The sequence below is a fragment of the Scleromatobacter humisilvae genome (assembly GCF_023231945.1).
Taxonomy (GTDB): domain Bacteria; phylum Pseudomonadota; class Gammaproteobacteria; order Burkholderiales; family Burkholderiaceae_C; genus Scleromatobacter; species Scleromatobacter humisilvae.
Genome location: NZ_JAJLJH010000006.1, coordinates 219,146 through 238,456, shown reverse-complemented (window position 1 = coordinate 238,456; position 19,311 = coordinate 219,146). Strand labels below are relative to the sequence as shown.

At 71.0% G+C, this 19,311-nt stretch carries 17 protein-coding genes; 7 read left to right on the top strand and 10 right to left on the bottom strand.

Annotated features, from left to right (window positions below):
- The first annotated feature begins 71 nt into the window (after window positions 1–71).
- Entirely contained in the window at window positions 72–581 is a 510-nt protein-coding gene (locus LPC04_RS19925) for an Lcl C-terminal domain-containing protein (RefSeq protein ID WP_275684027.1), read from the top strand.
- A 122-nt stretch (window positions 582–703) separates the two neighbouring features.
- A complete protein-coding gene (locus LPC04_RS19920) occupies window positions 704–2,995 on the top strand; it encodes a hypothetical protein (protein ID WP_275684026.1) in 2,292 nt (763 codons plus the stop codon).
- An 8-nt stretch (window positions 2,996–3,003) separates the two neighbouring features.
- Here the strand turns inward: LPC04_RS19920 and LPC04_RS19915 are convergent, their stop codons facing one another.
- From LPC04_RS19915 to imuA, 5 genes are all read right to left on the bottom strand, one after another.
- The gene (locus LPC04_RS19915; protein WP_420854746.1) at window positions 3,004–4,326 is read right to left on the bottom strand and encodes a cytochrome-c peroxidase; all 1,323 of its coding nucleotides are present in this window, start codon (window positions 4,324–4,326) and stop codon (window positions 3,004–3,006) included.
- Window positions 4,327–4,330: 4 nt separating this feature from the next.
- A complete protein-coding gene (locus tag LPC04_RS19910; protein WP_275684025.1) occupies window positions 4,331–4,948 on the bottom strand; it encodes a hypothetical protein in 618 nt (205 codons plus the stop codon).
- 8 nt (window positions 4,949–4,956) lie between these two features.
- Window positions 4,957–6,183, bottom strand: coding sequence for a metallophosphoesterase (locus tag LPC04_RS19905; protein WP_275684024.1), 1,227 nt, complete (start codon window positions 6,181–6,183; stop codon window positions 4,957–4,959).
- Window positions 6,184–6,320: 137 nt separating this feature from the next.
- Window positions 6,321–7,937 carry a Y-family DNA polymerase gene (locus LPC04_RS19900; protein WP_275684023.1) on the bottom strand — a complete coding sequence of 539 codons (1,617 nt, stop codon included), beginning with the start codon at window positions 7,935–7,937 and terminating at the stop codon, window positions 6,321–6,323.
- 12 nt (window positions 7,938–7,949) lie between these two features.
- Window positions 7,950–8,657, bottom strand: coding sequence for a translesion DNA synthesis-associated protein ImuA (imuA, locus tag LPC04_RS19895; protein WP_275684022.1), 708 nt, complete (start codon window positions 8,655–8,657; stop codon window positions 7,950–7,952).
- Window positions 8,658–8,843: 186 nt separating this feature from the next.
- Between imuA and LPC04_RS19890 the strand changes: the two genes are divergently transcribed.
- Complete coding sequence (locus LPC04_RS19890; RefSeq protein WP_275684021.1) at window positions 8,844–9,239, top strand: YchJ family protein; 396 nt, start codon at window positions 8,844–8,846, stop codon at window positions 9,237–9,239.
- Between the two features lie 49 nt (window positions 9,240–9,288).
- On the opposite strand, the gene LPC04_RS19885 is transcribed toward LPC04_RS19890, so the two are convergent.
- A complete protein-coding gene (locus LPC04_RS19885) occupies window positions 9,289–10,086 on the bottom strand; it encodes an SDR family NAD(P)-dependent oxidoreductase (protein WP_275684020.1) in 798 nt (265 codons plus the stop codon).
- Here LPC04_RS19885 and LPC04_RS19880 point away from each other — a divergent pair.
- A complete protein-coding gene (locus LPC04_RS19880) occupies window positions 10,055–10,753 on the top strand; it encodes a MarR family winged helix-turn-helix transcriptional regulator (RefSeq protein WP_275684019.1) in 699 nt (232 codons plus the stop codon). The two genes, LPC04_RS19885 and LPC04_RS19880, sit on opposite strands and share 32 nt — an antisense overlap.
- A gap of 63 nt (window positions 10,754–10,816) precedes the next feature.
- Here the strand turns inward: LPC04_RS19880 and LPC04_RS19875 are convergent, their stop codons facing one another.
- Both LPC04_RS19875 and LPC04_RS19870 read right to left on the bottom strand, forming a co-directional pair.
- Window positions 10,817–11,347: a hypothetical protein gene (locus LPC04_RS19875; RefSeq protein ID WP_275684018.1), complete on the bottom strand. Its 531-nt coding sequence runs from the start codon at window positions 11,345–11,347 to the stop codon at window positions 10,817–10,819.
- A gap of 159 nt (window positions 11,348–11,506) precedes the next feature.
- Window positions 11,507–11,836, bottom strand: coding sequence for a YciI family protein (locus LPC04_RS19870; RefSeq protein WP_275684017.1), 330 nt, complete (start codon window positions 11,834–11,836; stop codon window positions 11,507–11,509).
- Between the two features lie 76 nt (window positions 11,837–11,912).
- Between LPC04_RS19870 and rarD the strand changes: the two genes are divergently transcribed.
- The gene (rarD, locus tag LPC04_RS19865; protein ID WP_275684016.1) at window positions 11,913–12,809 is read left to right on the top strand and encodes an EamA family transporter RarD; all 897 of its coding nucleotides are present in this window, start codon (window positions 11,913–11,915) and stop codon (window positions 12,807–12,809) included.
- Here the strand turns inward: rarD and LPC04_RS19860 are convergent.
- Window positions 12,806–15,880: an FAD-binding and (Fe-S)-binding domain-containing protein gene (locus tag LPC04_RS19860; RefSeq protein WP_275684015.1), complete on the bottom strand. Its 3,075-nt coding sequence runs from the start codon at window positions 15,878–15,880 to the stop codon at window positions 12,806–12,808. The two genes, rarD and LPC04_RS19860, sit on opposite strands and share 4 nt — an antisense overlap.
- Window positions 15,881–15,886: 6 nt before the next feature.
- Window positions 15,887–16,579 (bottom strand): GntR family transcriptional regulator, encoded by a 693-nt coding sequence (locus tag LPC04_RS19855; RefSeq protein ID WP_275684014.1) that lies wholly within the window; start codon window positions 16,577–16,579, stop codon window positions 15,887–15,889.
- 126 nt (window positions 16,580–16,705) lie between these two features.
- Here LPC04_RS19855 and LPC04_RS19850 point away from each other — a divergent pair, with 126 nt between their 5' ends.
- Both LPC04_RS19850 and LPC04_RS19845 read left to right on the top strand, forming a co-directional pair.
- Window positions 16,706–17,950, top strand: coding sequence for a pyridoxal-phosphate-dependent aminotransferase family protein (locus tag LPC04_RS19850; RefSeq protein ID WP_275684013.1), 1,245 nt, complete (start codon window positions 16,706–16,708; stop codon window positions 17,948–17,950).
- Between the two features lie 134 nt (window positions 17,951–18,084).
- Entirely contained in the window at window positions 18,085–19,311 is a 1,227-nt protein-coding gene (locus tag LPC04_RS19845; RefSeq protein ID WP_420854749.1) for an MFS transporter, read from the top strand.

Here is a 19,311-nt window from a genome sequence, read left to right as displayed (position 1 = left end):
CCGAGCCACGCTAGAGTCTCGGCCACGCGGCCGTCGACGGCCGCTCTATCTTCAAACAGGGAGGAAAACTCATGGGAACGCTCATCAAACTGCTCGTGGTCGTCGCGGTGGCCTTCGGCGGCTGGAAGATCTGGCAGCACAAGCACAAGGCCGTGGCGCACACGTTCGAGGTGCACGGTGGCGAGGCCTACGACGCCGCCACGAACCTGACCTGGAAGCGCTGCCAGGTCGGCCAGACCTACACGGGCAGCGGCTGCGAAGGCGGCGAGCCCGGCTACAAGTGGGACGTCGCGCAACGCACCGGCGACAGCACCTGGCGCGTGCCGACCGAGAAGGAGATGGCCACGCTGATCGATCCGGACAAGGTCGACAAGGGCATCTCGCCGGCGATCGACAACACCGTCTTCCCGCGCATCGCCATCAGCACGCCGCCGTTCTGGACGAGCTCGCACTCGTCGGGCGCCAGCGCCTGGTACGCGCGCTTCAACAAGGGCTCGGAGGGCATGGGCTCGGAGCCGGGCATGTATCGCCAGACCGAGTGGAACGACTACGGCGTGATCCTGGTCCGCGACGGCCGCTGAACGCCGCGGCGTCGCTCGAAGGCGGCGCCCAAAGACTCACCGCGATGTGAGCGAACCTTCCGCGCGATGCGGGCGCGGCGTTGCTATCGTCACGCGCACCGCATCTCTCGAAGAACACGCTCGTGTACCTGCATCGCATCCGCGCCATCGTCGCCGCCGGCCTGGCCGTCCTGGCCTCTTCGCACGCCCTCGCCTCGGGCTTCACCGGGCAGGACGGCGCCCTGCTGGAAGCCGAGGGCGCGCGCGCACCGCTCGCGCTGTCGGGCGACGGCGCCTGGCGCCTGCATGTCGACTCGCACGACGTGCTGCACCGCGCGAGCCTGGCCGATCCGTCGCGCGAGTCGACGCTCCAACTGCCGCACGGCGTGCGCGTGCTGTCCGCGTCGAACGACGGCTCGAAGGTGGCGCTGTCCACCGACCACCAGTGCATCGGCCTCGTCGACTTCGCGGCCGACGCGCCCAAGCTGGCGTGGCGCCCGTGGGTCGTGAACGCCGAGGGCGACGCGATCGGGCCGGAGGCCGCCGGCTGGACGCCGCAGCTGCCGGCGAACTGCGGCGACCGCGCGTTCATCAGGCCAGTGGCGATCTCCTCCGATGGCCGGCTGGTGGCGACCACCGACGCCGTCGTCGACGCCGCCACCAACCGCGTCGTCGCCTCGTTGCCGGCCGTCCAGGGCCATGTGCTGCGGCTGCAGTTCGTCGACCACGACGCCCGCCTGTTGATCGCGAGCGCCACGATGGGCGAGCGCTGGGAAGCCCCCGCGCAACCGAGCAGCCTGGGCTTTTCCGTGTGGGACCTGGCGCGCAAGACGCTCGTCAACGACATCGAGATCGACGGCACGCCGCTCGTCGCTGCCACCGCGATGCAGGTCGGCTTCTCGCCGCAGACCGGGGCACTGTTCTACGTCGATGAGCGGCGCCGCGACCGCGCGCAGCGCAGCGCGAAGCCGGGCGAGACGCCGGTGCCGCTGCCGCTCGATCTCGTCCAGCTCGCGCCGGGCGCCTGCGGCAGCGCGCCGCGCACGCGCGCGGCGATCGGCGACGACGTGGGCGCGGCCTTCGTGGTCGATCCCTACGGCCGCTGGTTCGCATCGGCGCGTCCGCTGGATGCGGCCCACGACGCCGCCGAGCTGGCGACGGGCGCGCGCTCGGTGCTGGTCGTGCAGGACCTGGCCAGCGGCCGGCAACTGGAGCGCGTGACGTCGAAGTACGCGCTGGCGGGCCTCGTCGCGACGCCCGACGGCGCCACGCTGCTCGCGCTCGCGTCGCAGCCGCGCGAGCCCGAGACCGGCGAGCTGATCGCCGGCTGGCCGGTCGTGCCCGACGACGAACAGGTGCTGACGGTCAGGCTGCCCGACGCCGCCACGGCCGCCGCGCGCGATCCGGCCAGGGCCTGGGAGCGCGACGTCTGCAAGGAAGGCGGCGAGACGCCCGGCGCGCGCGCGATGGCGCGTTCCGAGCATGCGCTCAAGCCGCTGTGGTCGCGCGACCTGAGCGCCGATGCGCAGGCCGCGGCGTCCTCCGAGTTGAAGGACTGCAACGCGTTTTCGCCGGCGGCCACGATGTCGATGTTCAAGTCGGCCGACGGCGGCCTGTGGCTGGACCTGGCCACGCACGTCGCGAAGCTCGATCCGCTGACCGGCCGGACCGGCGACGGCCTGCCGACGCCGCGCACGAAGACCGTGTGCAGCATCGTCACGCCCGCGGGCAATGGCTTCCTCAACGCCGGCGGCGACACGCTGACCTGGCGCCCGTTGGCCGCGGCCACCGATCCGACAAGGCGCCGCGTCGTCGAGCGCCACCCTGGCTGGACCGCCAGCTTCGCCCAGCCGCAGCCGGCGGATGCCGTGCGAGTCATCTGGCTCGCATCGCCCAGCACCGCGGTCGATCTCGACGCGGGAGGCAATCGGCAGGACCTTCTCGTCGTCGACTACGACGGCAACGGCAAGCGCCTGCATGCGTCCAGGACGTCCGAGTCCGCGGTCGAGGAAGGCGGCGGCGACCTCGACTCCGACCCTGTGCCCACGCCCTGCCACGACGCCCGCGGCACGCCGCTGGCCATCGGCTACGACTGGCGCGCCGGCCCGTTCGGCTCGCAGCGCGGCATGACCTGCGGTCCGCTGCCGGGCATGGCGCGCCTGGTGTGGTGGAGCGGCGCGTCGATCGCGCCGCGCCTGGACAACTCGGAGACCGCGCCGCGCGCGCAACCCGCGATCGACGGCGCGATCGCGGTCGTCGCCGACGACTCGCAGCTGCACGTCGTCAACCTGGCGCTGCAGCGCGAGTTCGCGCAGATCGACATGAGCAACGCCACCGATGGGCGCGCGTGGGTGCTGGCGAACAAGCGGCTGGTGCTGGTCGAGGCCACCGGCGCCGACGGGCATCGCTGGCTGCGGGCTTACGCGCTGCCCTGAGCGCGCGACTAGCGCGAGGAGGCGGTCCGCGTCGACGTCGCGAGCGGCTTGTAGCCGTCGGTCAAGGTGCGCAGGAAGGCGACGATGTCGTCGATCTCGCGATCGTCCAGCCGCGGCCGGCCGCCGGGCAGCGGCGCGAAGGGCACCTCGTGCGAGACGTTGGGCCAGTAGCGCGCGGGCAGGTCGTCGTAGCCGCTCTTGCCGTCGCGGCGCGCGTACCAGCGCTTCGGGTCGGTGTCGCGCGTGGCGTAGAACGCGACGGCGTCGCGCAGCGAACGGATCGCGCCGTTGTGGAAGAAGCGCTTGCGCAGCGCGACGTTGCGCAGCGATGGCGTGCGGAACAGGCCGCAGTATTCGGGATGGGTCGCGAGGTCGGTGCGCAGCGGGCCGCACAGGCCGAGGTCGAAGAACGTCGGGTCGCGATTGGCCGGCAGCTCGGCGTTGCGCGGCACGGCCAGCGCGACGAAGCCGAAGTCGGTGAAGATCGGCGGGCGGTTGGTCGAGGCCTTGCGCGTGCTCGGATGGCAGCTGGCGCAGTTGCCCTTCTTCATGTCGTTGAACAGCGCCATGCCGCGCGCCTCGGCCGGGCTCAGCGCGGCCTTGTCGTCCAGCCACGCGTCGAACTTGCTGTCGAACGGATGGAAGTCGGGCGAGGTCTGTTCGTAGGTCTCGAGCGCCACCGTGACCCAGACGAGCGTCGAGTCCGGATCGTCGAACACGTTCTCGCCCGGCGCGCTCAGCACGCTGCGGAACTCGTCGGCATAGGACGTGGTGCGCAGCCGCTTGACCACGGCCGCACCGTCGGCGTTGGCCATCTCGTTGGCGTCCATCAGCGGCATCAGGGCCTGGTCGTGCGCGGTGTCGACGCGGCCGTCCCAGGTGCGCCCGCCGGTGGGGCCCTGGTCGTCGGTGCCCAGCGTGACCTCGGACTCCATGAAGTGCTGCGTGAACGCGATCGGCGCGTGCGCGTAGCGCAGCGAGGGCGTGTTGCGGAAGCCGAGCCTGTCCATGTTCGGGCCGCCCAGCTGCACCGCGCGGGCGTTCGGCGGACCGAAGGCCTTGGTGGGGTCGTGGCAGGTCGCGCAGGACTGCTTGCCGGACGCCGAGTACGCCGGATCCATGAAGATGCGCCGGCCGAGGTCGCTCAGTTGCGCCACGGTCGGGCGATCGCCGTACATCAGCGGGAAATGCGTCTCGGTGCCCGTGGGCTCCGGCGCGGCGCCCGAGCAGGCCTGCGCGAGGCGCGCGCCCGCGACCAGGCTCGCGACGGCCGCCAGGCCGATCGCGAACCGGTTCAGCGCGCGTCGGGCGCGCAGGGAATCACGCATCATCGACTCAGCGACGGCGACGCACCAGCCCCGCCGAGGTCAGCAGCAACATCGCGCCGGCCAGCATCTGCAGCGCGATCGCGGGCTCGGGCACCGACGAGACCGTGTCGACGCGCAGGCCGATCGACAGCGCGTCGTCGCCGTAGCTGAAGCCGCTGTTGCTGGTCGACGCGGTCAGGGCCACCGGATTCGGCGCGCCGAGATCGAGCAGCGCGCCGGTGATGCTGCCGGAGCCCAGCGTGTCGGCGCCCTGGATCTCGAACTCGACCCAGTAGCTGCCGGCCGCGACCGTCCAGCCGGCGAGGCCCGACGCGCCGTTCCAGCCGTCGCTGCCGAAGGTGGCGGTGGTCGTGTACAGCAGCGTGCCCGGGCCCTGCGCGCCATCGTTGGCGAGCAGCGAGATGTCGAAGGTCTCGCCCGTCGCGCCGCCCAGGATGTGGCCCTGGATGGCGCCGATGTCGGCGGCCTGCGCGAAGCTCACCTTGGCGGCGGTCCAGTCGACGCTGTCGAACGCGATCGCGCCGACGGCGGAGCCGTTGGGCGCGCCGGTGTCGACGACGCTGGCCGCTTGCGCGAACTGGGTGGCGGCCAGCAGCGCCGCGGTGGTCAGGAAGGTCTTGATCATGGCGCGGCTCACGGGGCGATGAAGTACTGGCCGATCAGCTGCGTCGGGCCGAACGTGGAACTGAAGCCGTAGCCGAGGATGTCGACGCCGCCGTCGGCGTGCACCTTCACGGTGGCCCAGGCGTAGTCGCGGTCGGTGGCCGGATGCGCGAGCACGCCGGCGGCGGCCTGCGCGGCGCTGGGGTCGAACGGCGAGCCGCCGGCGCCCACGATCACCTGGTACGCGCCGCCCTTGGGCTGCGAGATGTTGTAGGTGTGCATGTGGCCGCTGAAGTAGGTGGCGTGGTATTCCTCGATCACGTTCCAGAAGGCGTCGCGCCTGGCCGTCGTCGTCGCCGTCGCGTCCAGGCCCTTGCCCACCACGCCCGGCGCGTAGGCGTAGGTGAACGCCGGCTTGTGGCCGAAGACGAAGAAGCGCTTGGCGCCGCGCCCCTGCGCGGCGGCGAGGTCGGCGGCCAGCCAGGCGGCCGGCGCCGAGGTCTCCGCGCCGACCGGGTCGGTGTTGATCACGGCGAAGTGGAAACCGAGGTAGTCGAACGAGTACGACAGCTTGCTCTGGTCGGTCGCCAGCGCGTCGGGGCCGACGCCGGCGGCCGGGCCGAAGTTGACGTTGGCCGGCGCGGCGCCGAGCACGCTCGTGAAGCGCGGCGTGTCGATGATCAGGTCGCCCATGTTGGCGGCGTAGGACTGCTCGTTCTCGACCTTGGACTGCGTCTGGCCGTCGCTGTTCTTCGGACAGGCCTTGCACTCGGTCTCGTGGTTGCCGGGCACCGGGAACACGTAGGTGCCGGTCTCGGGCAGCGGCGCGACCAGGCCGCGCCAGAACGCGTACTGGCGATAGTTCTTCATCAGGTCGGAGCCGACGATGTCGGCCGTGGTCGCCGGCGCGACCGGGCCCGAGATCGCGCTCTGCGTGGCGTTGGACGTGTAGCCGTAGTTGGCCCAGCCGTAGCCGTTGATCATGTCGCCGTTGAAGAACAGCATCGTCGACTTCTGCGACTGGATCGTGCGCAGGATGCGCGTGAACGCCTTGGTGTTCTGCAGCCAGATCGCGTCCTGGCCGGTCAGCGCCGGGCCGACGCTCGCCTGGTCGTAGGTGTTCGGATCCTGGCGCGAGTCGCCCACGGTGGAGAACGTGAGCACGACGGGCGTGGTGTCCTGGGCATGGGCGACGGGCGCCAGTGCGGCGAGGGCGAGCGCCAGCAACGGGGCGCGCCCGGCGGGAAGGTGCGTCATGGTCATCCTCTGTTTGTTGTCGTTGCCTCGGGAGCTTCGCGAGGTGCGCCGACTCTAGGAAACCGGAATGACGGCCTTGTGAAACTTCAGCCGCGCCAACCCCGGGAAGACCCGCGAATCGGCTTCTTCGCCACCGCCTATCCGAACCGCCCCTGCAGGTACCAGCCCACGTCGCCCACCTCCGGCGCGTGCCGGAAGCGGTAGACCCACAGCAGCGCCCCGTCGTCGTCCTGCGCGACGAAGTAGTCGCGCGCCGCATAGCCGCCGTCCCACCAGCCGGACTCGATGCGTTCCGGGCCGGCGACCAGCCACAGCGGCCGGCCCGACAGCAGCGGCGTGCCGCCTTCGTCGCGCAGCGGCTGCGGCTCGCGCAGCAGCCAGACGGGGCGCTTGAGGCGCGGCCAGTGGGCCGGGTCGCCCGAGGCCGCGGCCTCGGGGCCGGACGGCGTGGCCAGGTTCAGCGGCACGCCCTGCGTATGCGCGCGCGCCGGCAAGGCCGCGCCGCCCTGGCGCACGGCGGTGGCGAGCTCGGGGCGGTGGTCGGCCACCGGCTGCAGGCGCTGGATGTTGTGCGCGCCGAGCCGGGCCTCGAAGCGCTCGAGCAGCCGCTGCCAGCCCTCGCCGACGCTCGCGGCCGACGGGAACAGCTCGGTGTTGGGGGGCGCGCCGGGCGAGATCGAGTGGCAGTGCAGGCTCAGCTCGATCACGGACGCGGCCAGCGGCAGGCGCTGCAGGCGTTCGCGCAGCAGCGAATGCAGGTGCGCGGTGTCGGCCACCGGCTCGCCGAGGCCGATCTGCAGCACGGTGCGGCGCGAGGCGGGATCGTCGCGCATGCGGCGGTGGCTCTCGTGATGCAGGCGCAGCTCGAAGCCGCCGACGAGGCCGTGGTGCGCGGTGGCCCAGGCCGTGAGGCGATTCAGCAGCACGGCGGCGCCGGTGAGCAGCGCGGCGCTGTCGTCGGCGCGCATGAACAGCTCGAGCCGGCTGTCGAAGGTGGGCGCGGGCTGCAGCGCGGTGCGCGGGTCGGGGATGTCGCCCAGTGCCCGGTCGATGTCGGCCAGCAGCTCGCCGCCGAAGCGGCGCGTGAGTCCGGCGCGCGGCTGCTTCCAGAGGTCGGCGGCGCAGGCCAGGCCCAGCGCCTCGAGCGCGGCCCGGTGCGGCGCGGCCGCGGCCATGCGGACGACGGGCACGGCGCCGACGCGCGCGCGCCAGTCGGCCTTGCTGTTGGCCAGGGGCGGGGCGATTGCGTCGCTGAAGTCGCGGCCCATGGCCATCCACTGCGCGCCCTGCGCCGTGGGCGCGCAGGCGATGCGGACCTCGTGGCCCAGCGGCGCGAGGTCGGCGCGCAGCCGCTGCAGCAGCCGCGCCAGGCCGCCGAAGTAGCGCAGGCTGGCCTGCACCTCGGCCAGCACCACGTGGGCGATGCCCAGCGAGACCGCCGGCGTGAAGCCCATCAACACGTGGGCCACGGCCATCAGCGCGGCCTCGTCGCGCGCCGGGTCGGCCTCGCCCAGCCGCGTGTGCGGCGCCAGCCCGAGCGCGGTGGCGCGCTTCTGGCCCGGCTTCACGCCGCACTCGCGCGCCGCGGCGTTGGCGTCGACGATGCGATGGTGGTCGAGCAGCGCGACGGGGCCGACGAGGTCGACCTCGTCGAAGTCGTCGTCGGACGGCGCGTCAGCCGGCCGCTCCGGCGCCAGCGTGGCAACGAAGGATTCCAGCGACAACGCCGGCAGGTGAACGCCGATCCACAACATCGCGCGCCACCTTCATGCGATGGCCGACCAGGCCGCCGCGGTCGCACGCGTGCGCCGCGGCGTGAGCGCCCGCTGGCGCGCGGCGCGCGAGAGCACGGGCGGCAGCGCGAGCAGCACCGGCTGGTCCAGCGCCGGGCCGCGCCGCTTGAGCAGGCGCACGGCCATCGCGTCGGGCCCCGCGCCGGACAGCGCCAGCCGCAGCGGCGCCGGACTCGGTTGCGTGGCCACGCTGGCCGGGCGCACGACGAAGGCCGGGCCCTCGTGCGACTGCGCGGCCAGCTGCAGCCGGCGCAAGGCCTCGCCCTTCAGGCCTGGCGGCGCCCAGGCGACGACCGCGCCCACCTGGCCGCTGCGCAGCGCCTGCTCCAACGGCCACAACAGGTCGTCGCCGCGGATCACGACGCAGCGCGCCAGATCCAGCCCCAGCTGCGCCAGCGCCTCGGCGCACGGCTCGGCCGGCGGACCCAGCAGCAGCACGCCGCGCCCGGCCGCGCCCACGCGCGCGAGCACCGGCGCGAGCAGCCGGATCTCGCCCCAGCCGGCGTTCGTCAGCAGCAGCTCGGTGACGGCCCGCTGCGGCCAGCCGCCGCCCGGCAGCTCGGCGTCGAGTGCGGCATAGCCGCTCGCGTGCACCGCCTCCCGGCCGCGCCCCAGCTGGTGCGCGCGCCACAACGCCGGATGCAGATGCTCCAGCGGCAGCAGGGAAGAAGGCGAGGACATCGCGGGTGACCGGGTGAGCGAAGGTTCACGTCAAGGCAGCGGGAAGGCTTCGCGACACGGCCGGTCTTGCCCGGCAGTTCCGGTCGTCCGAGGCCCTCCCGCAGTACTGTATTTGCATACAGTCTATCGGACCTTTCGGCCCCCGATCAAGGAATTTTCAGCCGGGCGGCGCGGCACAATTCACGCATGACCATCGCCCCGTCCGCGCCCTGCCCCTGCGGCCGCAAGCTCGCCTACGAACGCTGCTGCGGACGCTGGCACGCGGGCCCCGAGGCGCTGCAGGCGCCCACCGCCGAAGACCTGATGCGCTCGCGTTACAGCGCCTTCGCCGGCGGCCTGCTCGGCTACCTGCGCGACACCTGGCACCCGTCCACCCGCCCCGCCCTCATCGAGCCCTTGCCCGACGGCCTGCGCTGGCTGGGCCTGGACGTGCGCCGCCACGTCCCGCAGGACGCCGACCACGCGATCGTCGAATTCGTCGCGCGCAGCAAGCTGGGCGGCAAGGCGGAGCGGCTGCACGAGACGAGCCGCTTCGTGCGCGAAGGCGGGCGATGGTTCTACGTCGACGGCAACATGGGCTGACGCGACGACGGCCGCTCGAAAGCGGCCGTCGATCACGCCCCGATCAGGCTCAAGCCTTCGTGTAGCGCGCGGCCGGCGTGCCGGTCTGCGTCGCCCCGACGAGCGCCACGCGCGCCGCGTCGAACGTGTTCCACAGGCCCACGTCGCCGACCGAAGGCCACGTGACCGCCTCGCCCTGGTCGAGGCCGGCCAGTGCGGCGTCGACCAGGTCGCCCGCGCTCATCACGGTGCCCTTGGCGAGCGCGGACAACGGCACGCCGGAGTCGTCCGACCAGATCTCGGTCTCGGTCGCCGCCGGCAGGACGGCCTGCACCTTCACGCCGGTCGTGGCCAGTTCCTGCTGGAGGCCGCGGCTGAACTGCAGCACGTACGCCTTCGTGGCGCTGTAGACGGTGCTGACCGGCAGCGCATGCACGGCCAGGATCGACGCGACGTTGATCAGCGTGCCCTCGTTGCGGGCGACGAAGCCGGGCAGGACGGCCAGCGCCAGGCGCGTCAGCGCCGTGATATTGAGCGCGATCTGCGAGCCCGAGTCCTCGATGGTCGACTGCGCGAACGGCCGGAAGCGAGCGATGCCGGCGTTGTTGACCAGCAGGCGCACGCTCTCGTCGCGCCTGAGCACGTCCTCGACGCGGGCGAGATCGCCTTCCTGCGCGAGGTCGGCGACCACCACCTGCACCTTGCGGCCGTGGGTCGTGGACAGCTTGTCGGCCAGCGCATTCAGGCGGTCGGCGCGGCGCGCGACGAGGATGAGGTCAAAGCCGCGCGCGGCCAGGCGCTCGGCATAGACCGCACCGATGCCGGAGGAGGCGCCCGTGACGACGGCGGTCTTGGAAGAAGCTGACATGATGCGTTCCTTGGGTTTTAACTTGAGCACTCAAGTTATTTGGTTGAGGGCACAAGTTTATGGCCGGCCGTGGGATAATCGGGTCGACATCGCAATCAACCCCGCATTCCGCAAGGACATGCACCCGACCGGAGCGACGCAGGTGGTCACCCGAAAGAAAGCCGGCAGCAACGAGGCGACGGCGACGATCAACGCCTTCGAGGCCCCGCCCTGCAACAACACGTCGCTCCGGCTCGCGGCTCGCCGGCTCGGCAACCTCTACGACGACGCGCTGAACAAGGCGGGCCTGAAGTCGACGCAGTTCGCGCTGATGGTGGAGATCGCGCGCCTGGGCGCCGCCAACGCGGGCCTGGCGCCGACGCTGCAGGACCTGGCCGCGCGCCTGGCCATCCAGATCTCGGCCCTCACGCACGCGATGCGCCCGCTCGTGCGCGACGGGCTGGTGGTGCTGCAGCCCGACCCGTCGGACGGCCGCACCAAGCGCGCCGCGCTGACCGATGCCGGCATGCAACGGCTCGAGGCGGGGGCGGCGCACTGGGCCGACGCGAACGCGCGCGTCGAGGCGGCGCTGGGTGCGGACGCGGCGGCGGCCCTGCGCGCCCTGGCCGACCGGGTGTCGTCCGACGAGTTCCTGGAGGCCTTCCGCCAGGCAGCGCCGGCGGAGTGATTCGCCGCCCGGAAACGACGACGGCCGCAAGCGCGGCCGTCGGTCAGGAGCGCGCGAGGCGCCTCAGGCGAATTCCTGCCGCACCGACGGCGACATCAGCCGGCGAATGATGCCCACCAGCGCGGCGCTGGCCACCAGCGTGAGGAAGCCGGCGAGCACGCGGGCCATCGTCACGGCGCCGCCGAAGAGCTCGGCTGCGGGCTGCGTCAGCGTCGCCTGGCGCAGCGCGGAGTCGACCAGCAGGCGCACGAATTCCTGCTGCAGCCACAGGCCGGCGAGGTCGACGCCGATCGCGACGATCAGCAGGCCGATGAAGACGCGGCGCGCCCATTCGATCCGGCGCAACAGGCCGATGGCGCACACGACCGTGGCCAGCGACAGCGCGATCGCCGCCGAGAACACCCACGCGGCATGGCGCACCAGCCAGCCGGTGAGGCCCGGCAGCGTGGACGGATCGACCGCGAGCGAGGCCCACGGCTTGGTCGCGTTCTGGATGACCGCCCATTCGCACGCGAAGGCCGCCAGCAGGATGAACATCCAGGCGACGAAGTTCACGAAACGAGACCGGGATCCGACGTTGTACGTTTGCGGCATGGCTGTTCTCCCTGAACGCTGTGAATCATGAGCAGCGTTGATGACAGGGATTTTTCAGGGAGTGCGCGCACACAACAATCCCCCTAAAGGCGGAAATCGTGCGCCAGCAACAACGAAACCGCGAACTCGTGCTCGCTTTGCCGCGAAGGTTTCGCGCCGTCAGGTGTTCAGCCTGAAGGCGTCCGCCCAGACCGCCACCCGGTACGGGAACAGCTCGCAGTGCATCAGGCCCTGCGCGATCGCCGGGTCGCTGCGCATCACCGCCTCGGCCTCGGCCAGCGACGACGCCAGGAAGACGACGATGCCGAAGGTCTCGGGGCCGGCGACGAGCGTGCGGCCCGCCATCAGCACCACGCCGTCGGCGGCCAGCTTCTGCAGGTGCGCGAAATGGGTCGCCATGACCTGCATCTCGTGCTCGGTGAGGCCGGTGACGAGCATGTCCGCGCGCGTGGGGACGATGCGGTAGAGGAATTGCAACGGTTCGGCCATCGTCGAAAGATACCCCCGCCGCCGGGCTTCGATAATGGCGCGAACCCGGAGACCGCCTCCGGTCACCACGTCCCTCATGTCCGGTCTCGTCTACGCCGCCCTCGCCTACATCGTCTGGGGCCTGTTCCCGATCTACTTCCACGCCCTCGCGCGCGTCGACGCGTTCGAGATCGTGATGCACCGCTCGCTGTGGTCGTTCGTGTTCGTGTGGGGCGCGCTGGTCGCGCTGCGGCGGCTGCAGTGGGTGCCGGGCGTCGTGCGCCGGCCGCGGCTGGTCGCGCAGTTCGTGCTGAGCGCGCTGCTGCTCAGCGCCAACTGGCTTCTCTACGTCTGGGCCGTCAACCACGGCCACGTGGTCGAGGCCAGCCTGGGCTACTTCGTCACGCCGCTGGTCAACGTGCTGCTGGGCACCTGGGTGCTGAAGGAACGGCCGCGGCGGCTGCAATGGCTGGCGGTCGGCGTGGCCGCCTGCGGCGTGCTGTGGCTGACGCTGACGCTGGGCCGCCCGCCCTGGATCGCGCTGGGCCTGGCCGCCTCGTTCGGCAGCTACGGCCTGCTGCGCAAGACGGCCGCGCTCGGCGCGCTCGAGGGCCTGGCCGTCGAGACCGCCGTGCTCGCGCCGGTGGCGCTCGTCGTGCTGGCGGTGATGTCGGCGCCGCACGGCGGCCTGCCCGGCCTGTTCGCGGGCATGGACGGCGCCACCATCGGCTGGCTGCTGTTCGCCGGCCCGCTGACCGCGATCCCGCTGCTGCTGTTCGCCGCCGGCGCGCGCCGCATCACGCTGGCCACGCTCGGCACGCTGCAGTACCTGTCGCCGACGATCCAGTTCCTGCTGGGCGTCACCTTCTTCGGCGAGCCGCTGCAGGGCACGCGGCTCGTCGGCTTCGTGCTGATCTGGGCGGCGCTGGCGATCTACAGCGCGGACGGCTTCCTGTGGATGCGGCGACAGCGGGCGGCGCCCGCGACAGCCTAGCCAATCAGCAGCCGATCCAGCAGGCTGGCCACGTGGATCGCCTCGCGCCGCGCGCCGTCGGCGATCTGGTGGCGGCAGCTGGTGCCGTCGGCCACGACGATGGCGTCCGGCGTCGCCCGCACCCTGGGCAGCAGGCTGCCCTCGGCCATCGCCATCGAGACGTCGAAATGCGCGGCCTCGTAGCCGAAGCTGCCGGCCATGCCGCAGCAGCTGCTGTCGATCAGCTCGGGCTTCGCGTCCGGGATCAGTCGCAACACGTCCAGGATCGGCGTGACCGCGGCGAAGGCCTTCTGGTGGCAATGACCGTGCAGAAGAACCGGTTGGCCGGCCGGCCTCAGCCTGACCGCGAAGCGCCCCGCCTTCGCCTCGCGCGCCACGAACTCCTCGAACAGCAGCGCTTGCCCCGAGACCGTCACCGCCTTGTCGCCGAGCCCCATCGCGAGCGCCTCGTCGCGCAGCGTGAGCAGGCACGACGGCTCGAGGCCGACGATGGCGACGCCGCGTTGCGCGAACGGCAGCAAGGCGTCGATCAACGCCTCCACTTTCTGCCTGGCCTGCGCGACCTGGCCGCTCGCGAGGAACGTGCGGCCGCAGCAGTGGTGGCCGCCGCCCTTGTCGACCGTGTGCAGCGTGTAGCCGGCGGCCTTGAGCACGCGCGCCGCGGCGTGGGCGTTCTCGCTCTCGAAGATGCCGTTGAAGGTGTCGACGAACAGCACCGCGGCGCGGCCGCCCGCCTGCACGGCGGCCAGCGTCTCGTCGCGCGACGAGAACAGCGCCGGATCGCGGCTGCGCCAGAAGGTGTCGGCGCGCCAGGTCGGCAACGACCGCCTTGCGGACAGCCCCAGCAGCTTCTCGCCCAGCCAGGCCGCGCCGGGCAGCGTGTTGCGCAGGTTGGCCAGCCAGGGGACGCGGCTCGCGGCGTGCGCGTAGTCGGGCAGGCGCGCGATCAACCGGTCCTTCAGCGACAGCCCATGCCGCGCCGTGTAGTGCGCGAGGAACTCGATCTTCATCCGCGCCATGTCGACGCCCGTCGGACATTCGCGGCGGCAGCCCTTGCAGCCCACGCACAGGTCCATCGTGTCGCGCATCGCCTGGCTCGTGAAGGCATCCGGGCCGAGCTGCCCCGAGATCGCCAGCCGCAGCGTGTTGGCGCGGCCGCGCGTGAGGTGCTGCTCGTCGCGCGTGACGCGGTAGCTCGGGCACATCGTGCCGGCGTCGAACTTGCGGCAGTGGCCGTTGTTGTTGCACATCTCGACGGCCTTGGCGAAGCCGCCGGTGACGTCGCCGCCGGTGCCCGGAGGCGTCGTGACCTCGGTGACCGGATCGGCTTGCACGTTCCACGCCGACCAGTCGAGCACCGGCACCAGCGGGATGCGTCGATACGGTGACGGGGTATCGGGCGGCGCGAAGCGGAACAGCGCGCCGTCGTCCATGCGCGGCGGGTCGACGATCTTGCCCGGATTGAACAGGTTCAGCGGATCGAGCTCGGCCTTGATCGCGCGGAAGGCGTCGTTGAGCGCCGGGCCGAACTGCCATTCGATCCATTCGCCGCGGCACAGGCCGTCGCCATGCTCGCCGCTGAAGGCGCCCTTGAACTTGCGCACCAGCCCGGAAGCCTCTTCAGCGATCGCGCGCATCTTCGCAGCGCCGCCTTGCGGGCCGGCGACGCGCATGTCCAGGATCGGCCGCACGTGCAGCGTGCCGACCGACGCGTGCGCGTACCAGGTGCCGCGGCTGCCGTGGCGCGCGAAGACCTCGGTCAGCGCGTCGGTGTATTCGGCCAGGCGATCGAGCGGGACGGCGCAGTCCTCGATGAAGCTCACCGGCTTGCCGTCGCCCTTGAGGCTCATCATGATGTTGAGGCCGGCCTTGCGCACCTCCCACAGGTTCTTCTGCGGCGGGTCGTCGCTCATGCGCACGACGCTGCCGGGCAGGCCGAGGTCGCCCATCAGCTCGTCCAGCCGCGCGAGCCAGGGCAGCAGCGCGGCCTTGTCGTCGCCGGAGAATTCGACCAGCAGGATGGCCGCGGGCCGGCCGATGAGCGCCGTCTCCATCGTCGCGCGGAACGCCGGGTTGCCGAGCGCGAGCTCGATCATCGTGCGATCGACCAGTTCGACCGCCGACGGTCCCAGCGTGACGATGTGCTGCGCGGCGTCCATCGCCGCGTGGAAGCTGGCGAAGTTGACGATGCCCAGCACCTTGGCGCGCGGCAACTCGGCGAGTTGCAGCGTCAGCGTCTTCGTGAACGCGAGCGTGCCCTCCGAGCCGACCAGCAGGTGCGCGAGGTTGACGCTGCCGTCCGCGGTGTAGGGGCGTTCGCTCTGGTTGTCGAAGATGTCGAGGTTGTAGCCGCCGACGCGGCGCATCACCTTGGGCCAGCGTTCGGCGATGGCGTCGCGATGCCGGCGCGCGAGCCGGTGCACGAACTCGCCGATGCGCGCGACGCGCCCGCTGGCCGTGCCGACCGGGCCGAAGTCCAGCTCCGCGCCGTCGGACAGCCACGCGCGCGCGCCGAGCACGTTGTGCACCATGTTGCCGTAGGCGATGGAGCGCGAGCCGCAGGAGTTGTTGCCGGCCATGCCGCCCAGCGTGGCCTGCGCGCTGGTGGACACGTCCACCGGAAACCACAGCCCATGCGGCTTCAGGCGCGCGTTGAGGTGGTCGAGCACGATGCCCGGCTCGACCGTCGCCGTGCGGGCCGCCGCGTCGATGTCGACGACGTTGCGGAAGTGCTTGCTGGTGTCGATGACCAGCGCGGCACCCGTGGTCTGGCCGCACTGGCTGGTGCCGCCGCCGCGCGCCAGCACCGGCACCTTCAGCTCGCGCGCGACGGCCAGCGCGGTCGTGATGTCGTCCGCGCTTCGCGGCACGAACACGCCCACCGGCATGATCTGGTAGATCGACGCATCGGTGGCATAGCGGCCGCGCGACGGCGCATCGAACAGCACCCCGCCTTGCGTCTCGGCCGCCAGGCGGCGTGCGAGCAGCTCGCAGGTGTCGTTGGGCGGCAGGACCGTGCCGAGCGGGGCGCCGGCGCGTGCGTCCAGCTTCTCGGCGGGGTCGATCAGCATGCGCGGCTACGCCCCGAGGTTGGCCAGGGGGTAGATGTCGCCCGCGCGCATGAGCGCGAGCACGCTGTCACGCTTGTTGTCGAGATGCTGCACGAGGATCTGCCGCATCCCGGCCGAGTCGCGCGCCGTCATGGCCTCGAGCATCACGTCGTGCTCCTTGATCGCGCGCTTCCACTTGGCCGCGTTCTGGTTGGTGCGGAAGCGCAGCGACTGCACGCGGGCGTTGATCGACTTGTAGGTGCTCACCAGCACGGGGTTGCCGGCGGCCTCGTTGATGAGCGTGTGGATCATCGCGTTGAGCCGGTAGTAGCCCGACAGGTCCTGGCGCTCGAAGCATGCCAGCATCTCGTAGTGCAGCGCGCGGAACTCGCTGAGCTTCTCATCGGAGATGCGCTTGGCCGCGAGCTCGCCGGACATGCCTTCCAGCTCGGCGAGCACCTCGAAGGTGTTGAGCACATCCGTCTCCGTCAGCTTGACGGCGATCGCGCCGCGATTGGGCAGCAGGTCGACCAGCCCTTCGGCCGCCAGCAGCTTGATGGCCTCGCGCAGCGGCGTGCGCGAGACGCGCAACTGCTCGCTCAGCGTGCGTTCGTTGAGCTTGGCGCCGGGCGCGATGCGTCCTTCGACCAGCATCGTCCGCAGGCGCGCGACCACCTGGTCATGCAGCGCGATTCGCGAGATCTCGATAATTTCGGCCATTGGATCCTCAATCCTGTGATCGCATTCTGCATTCAAAGAGACGCAGCCTTTACAGTCTAAGCACTAGGGTTTTCCATCAAGTCATTTTGCGTTTTGCATGCAAATATCGCGGCGAAAGGATTTTTCATGCTCACCCTCGACGTCCATCCGACCGGCCGCCACTTCCTGCAGATCCCCGGGCCCAGCCCGGTGCCCGATCGCATCCTGCGCGCGATGAGCCTGCCGACGATCGACCATCGCGGGCCCGAGTTCGGCACGCTGGGACGCAAGGTGCTGGCCGGCATCGGGCAGATCTTCAGGACGAAACATCCCGTGGCCATCTACCCCGCCTCGGGCACCGGCGCGTGGGAGGCGGCCTTGACGAACACGCTGAGCGCGGGCGACCACGTGCTGATGTTCGAGACCGGCCACTTCGCCTCGCTGTGGAAGAAGATGGCCGACCGCCTGGGCCTGTCGACGGAGGTGCTGAGCTACGAAGGCAGCGACGAGCACCTGCCCGCCGCGCCCGGCTGGCGCCGCGGCATCCAGGCCGACATGATCGAGGCGCGCCTGCGCCAGGATACCCAGCACCGTATCAAGGCCGTCTGCGTCGTCCACAACGAGACCTCGACCGGCGTGACGTCCGACATCGCCGCCGTGCGCAAGGCCATCGACGCGGCGCGCCATCCGGCGCTGCTCGTCGTCGATTCCATCTCCGGGCTGGCCAGCGCGCCGTTCGAGCACGACGCCTGGGGCGTCGACGTGACGGTGAGCGGCTCGCAGAAGGGCCTGATGCTGCCGCCGGGCATCAGCTTCAATGCGCTGTCCCCGCGCGCGCTCGAAGCCTCGAAGACCGCGGGATTGCCCAAGTCGTTCTGGGCCTGGGACGAGATCGTCGACATGAACAAGGACGGCTACTGGCCGTACACGCCCAACACCAACCTGCTGTACGGCCTGAGCGAGTCGCTCGACATGCTGCTGGGCGAAGGCCTGGACAACGTCTTCGCGCGCCACGCGCGCTGGGCCGAGGGCGTGCGGTCGGCGGTGACGGCCTGGGGGCTGCCCATCCAGTGCGCGGACCCGGCCGTCTACTCGCCGGTGCTGACCGGCGTCATCACGCCGCCGGGCGTCGACGCCGACGCGGTGCGCCGCCTGATCCACCAGCGCTTCGACATGTCGCTGGGCACCGGCCTGGGCAAGCTCAAGGGGCGGATGTTCCGCATCGGCCACCTGGGCGACAGCAACGACCTGACCTTGCTCGCGACGATCGCCGGCTGCGAGATGGGACTGAAGCTGTCGGGCGTCAAGCTCGTTGGCAGCGGCGTGCAGAAGGCGATGGATTTCTTCTCGAGCCACGCCGCCCCCGACACGTTGAAGAAAGAAGCCGCCTGACCGCGATTCGTCGCGCGCCATCGAACATCGAACGCGTCCCAGACATCGGCCAGAGAGCCGTGTACGACCCAGGAGACAACGCAGTGAAAAGATTCTTTCGAGCCAGCAACGTCGTCCTGTTGCTGCTGTGCGCGATGTACTTCATCACGTACCTGGATCGCGTCAACGTCAGCACCGCCGCGGACGGCTTCGGCAAGGAATTCGGCCTGACGAAGACGCAGATCGGCCTCGTGTTCTCGGCGTTCGCCTACCCCTACCTGATCTTCCAGATCATCGGCGGCTGGGTCAGCGACCGCTTCGGCGCGAGGCGCACGCTCATCGCCTGCGGCGCGCTGTGGGCGGTGGCGACGATATTGACCGGCCTGGCCGGCGGCCTGATGTCGATGCTGCTCGCGCGATTGCTGCTGGGGCTCGGCGAGGGCGCGACGTTTCCGGCATCGACGGCCGCGATGTCGCGCTGGGTCGCGCGCGAGAAACGCGGCTTCGCGCAAGGCATCACCCACGCCGCGGCGCGCATCGGCAACGCCGTCGCGCCGGCGGTCGTCGTGGCCATCATGGCCAGCTACGGCTGGCGCGAATCCTTCTACGTCTGCGGCGCGATCAGCCTCGCCTGGGTTGCCCTCTGGGCCGCGACGTTCACGGAGTTCCCCAAGGACCATCCGCGCATCACGGCCGAGGAAACCACCGTCCTGCCGCCGCCCAAGCCCAAGGGCGCCGCGGTGCCGTGGGGCCTGCTGTTCAGGCGCATGGCGCCGGTCACCATCGTCTACTTCTGCTACGGCTGGACGCTGTGGCTGTTCCTGAGCTGGATCCCGCAGTACTTCCTGCACAGCTACAGCCTGGACCTGAAGAAGTCGGCGCTGTTCGCCTCCAGCGTGTTCTTCGCGGGCGTGATCGGCGACACGCTGGGCGGCCTCGTCACCGACCGCATCCTGACGCGCACCGGCAGCCTGCACAAGGCGCGCAGCGTGATGGTGGCCGTCTGCATGATGCTGACGCTGCTCTCGCTGCTGCCCCTGCTGTGGATGCACAACCTGTACGTCTCGCTGGCCTGCCTGTCGTCCGGCTTCTTCTTCGCGGAGATGACGATCGGACCGATGTGGGCCGTTCCGATGGACATCGCGCCCGAGTTCTCCGGCACCGCCAGCGGGATGATGAACACGGGCTCGGCGCTGGCCGCGATCATCAGCCCGGTGCTGTCGGGGATGCTGATCGACAAGTTCGGCAGCTGGGAGCTTCCTTTCGTCGGCAGCATGCTGCTGATGGCCGCGGGCGTGGTGCTGGCCTTCCGCATGCATCCGGAGGCGAAGTTCAACACGACGCCGACCCCGCTGGGCGACGCCAGGCCGCAGGCCTCGTGA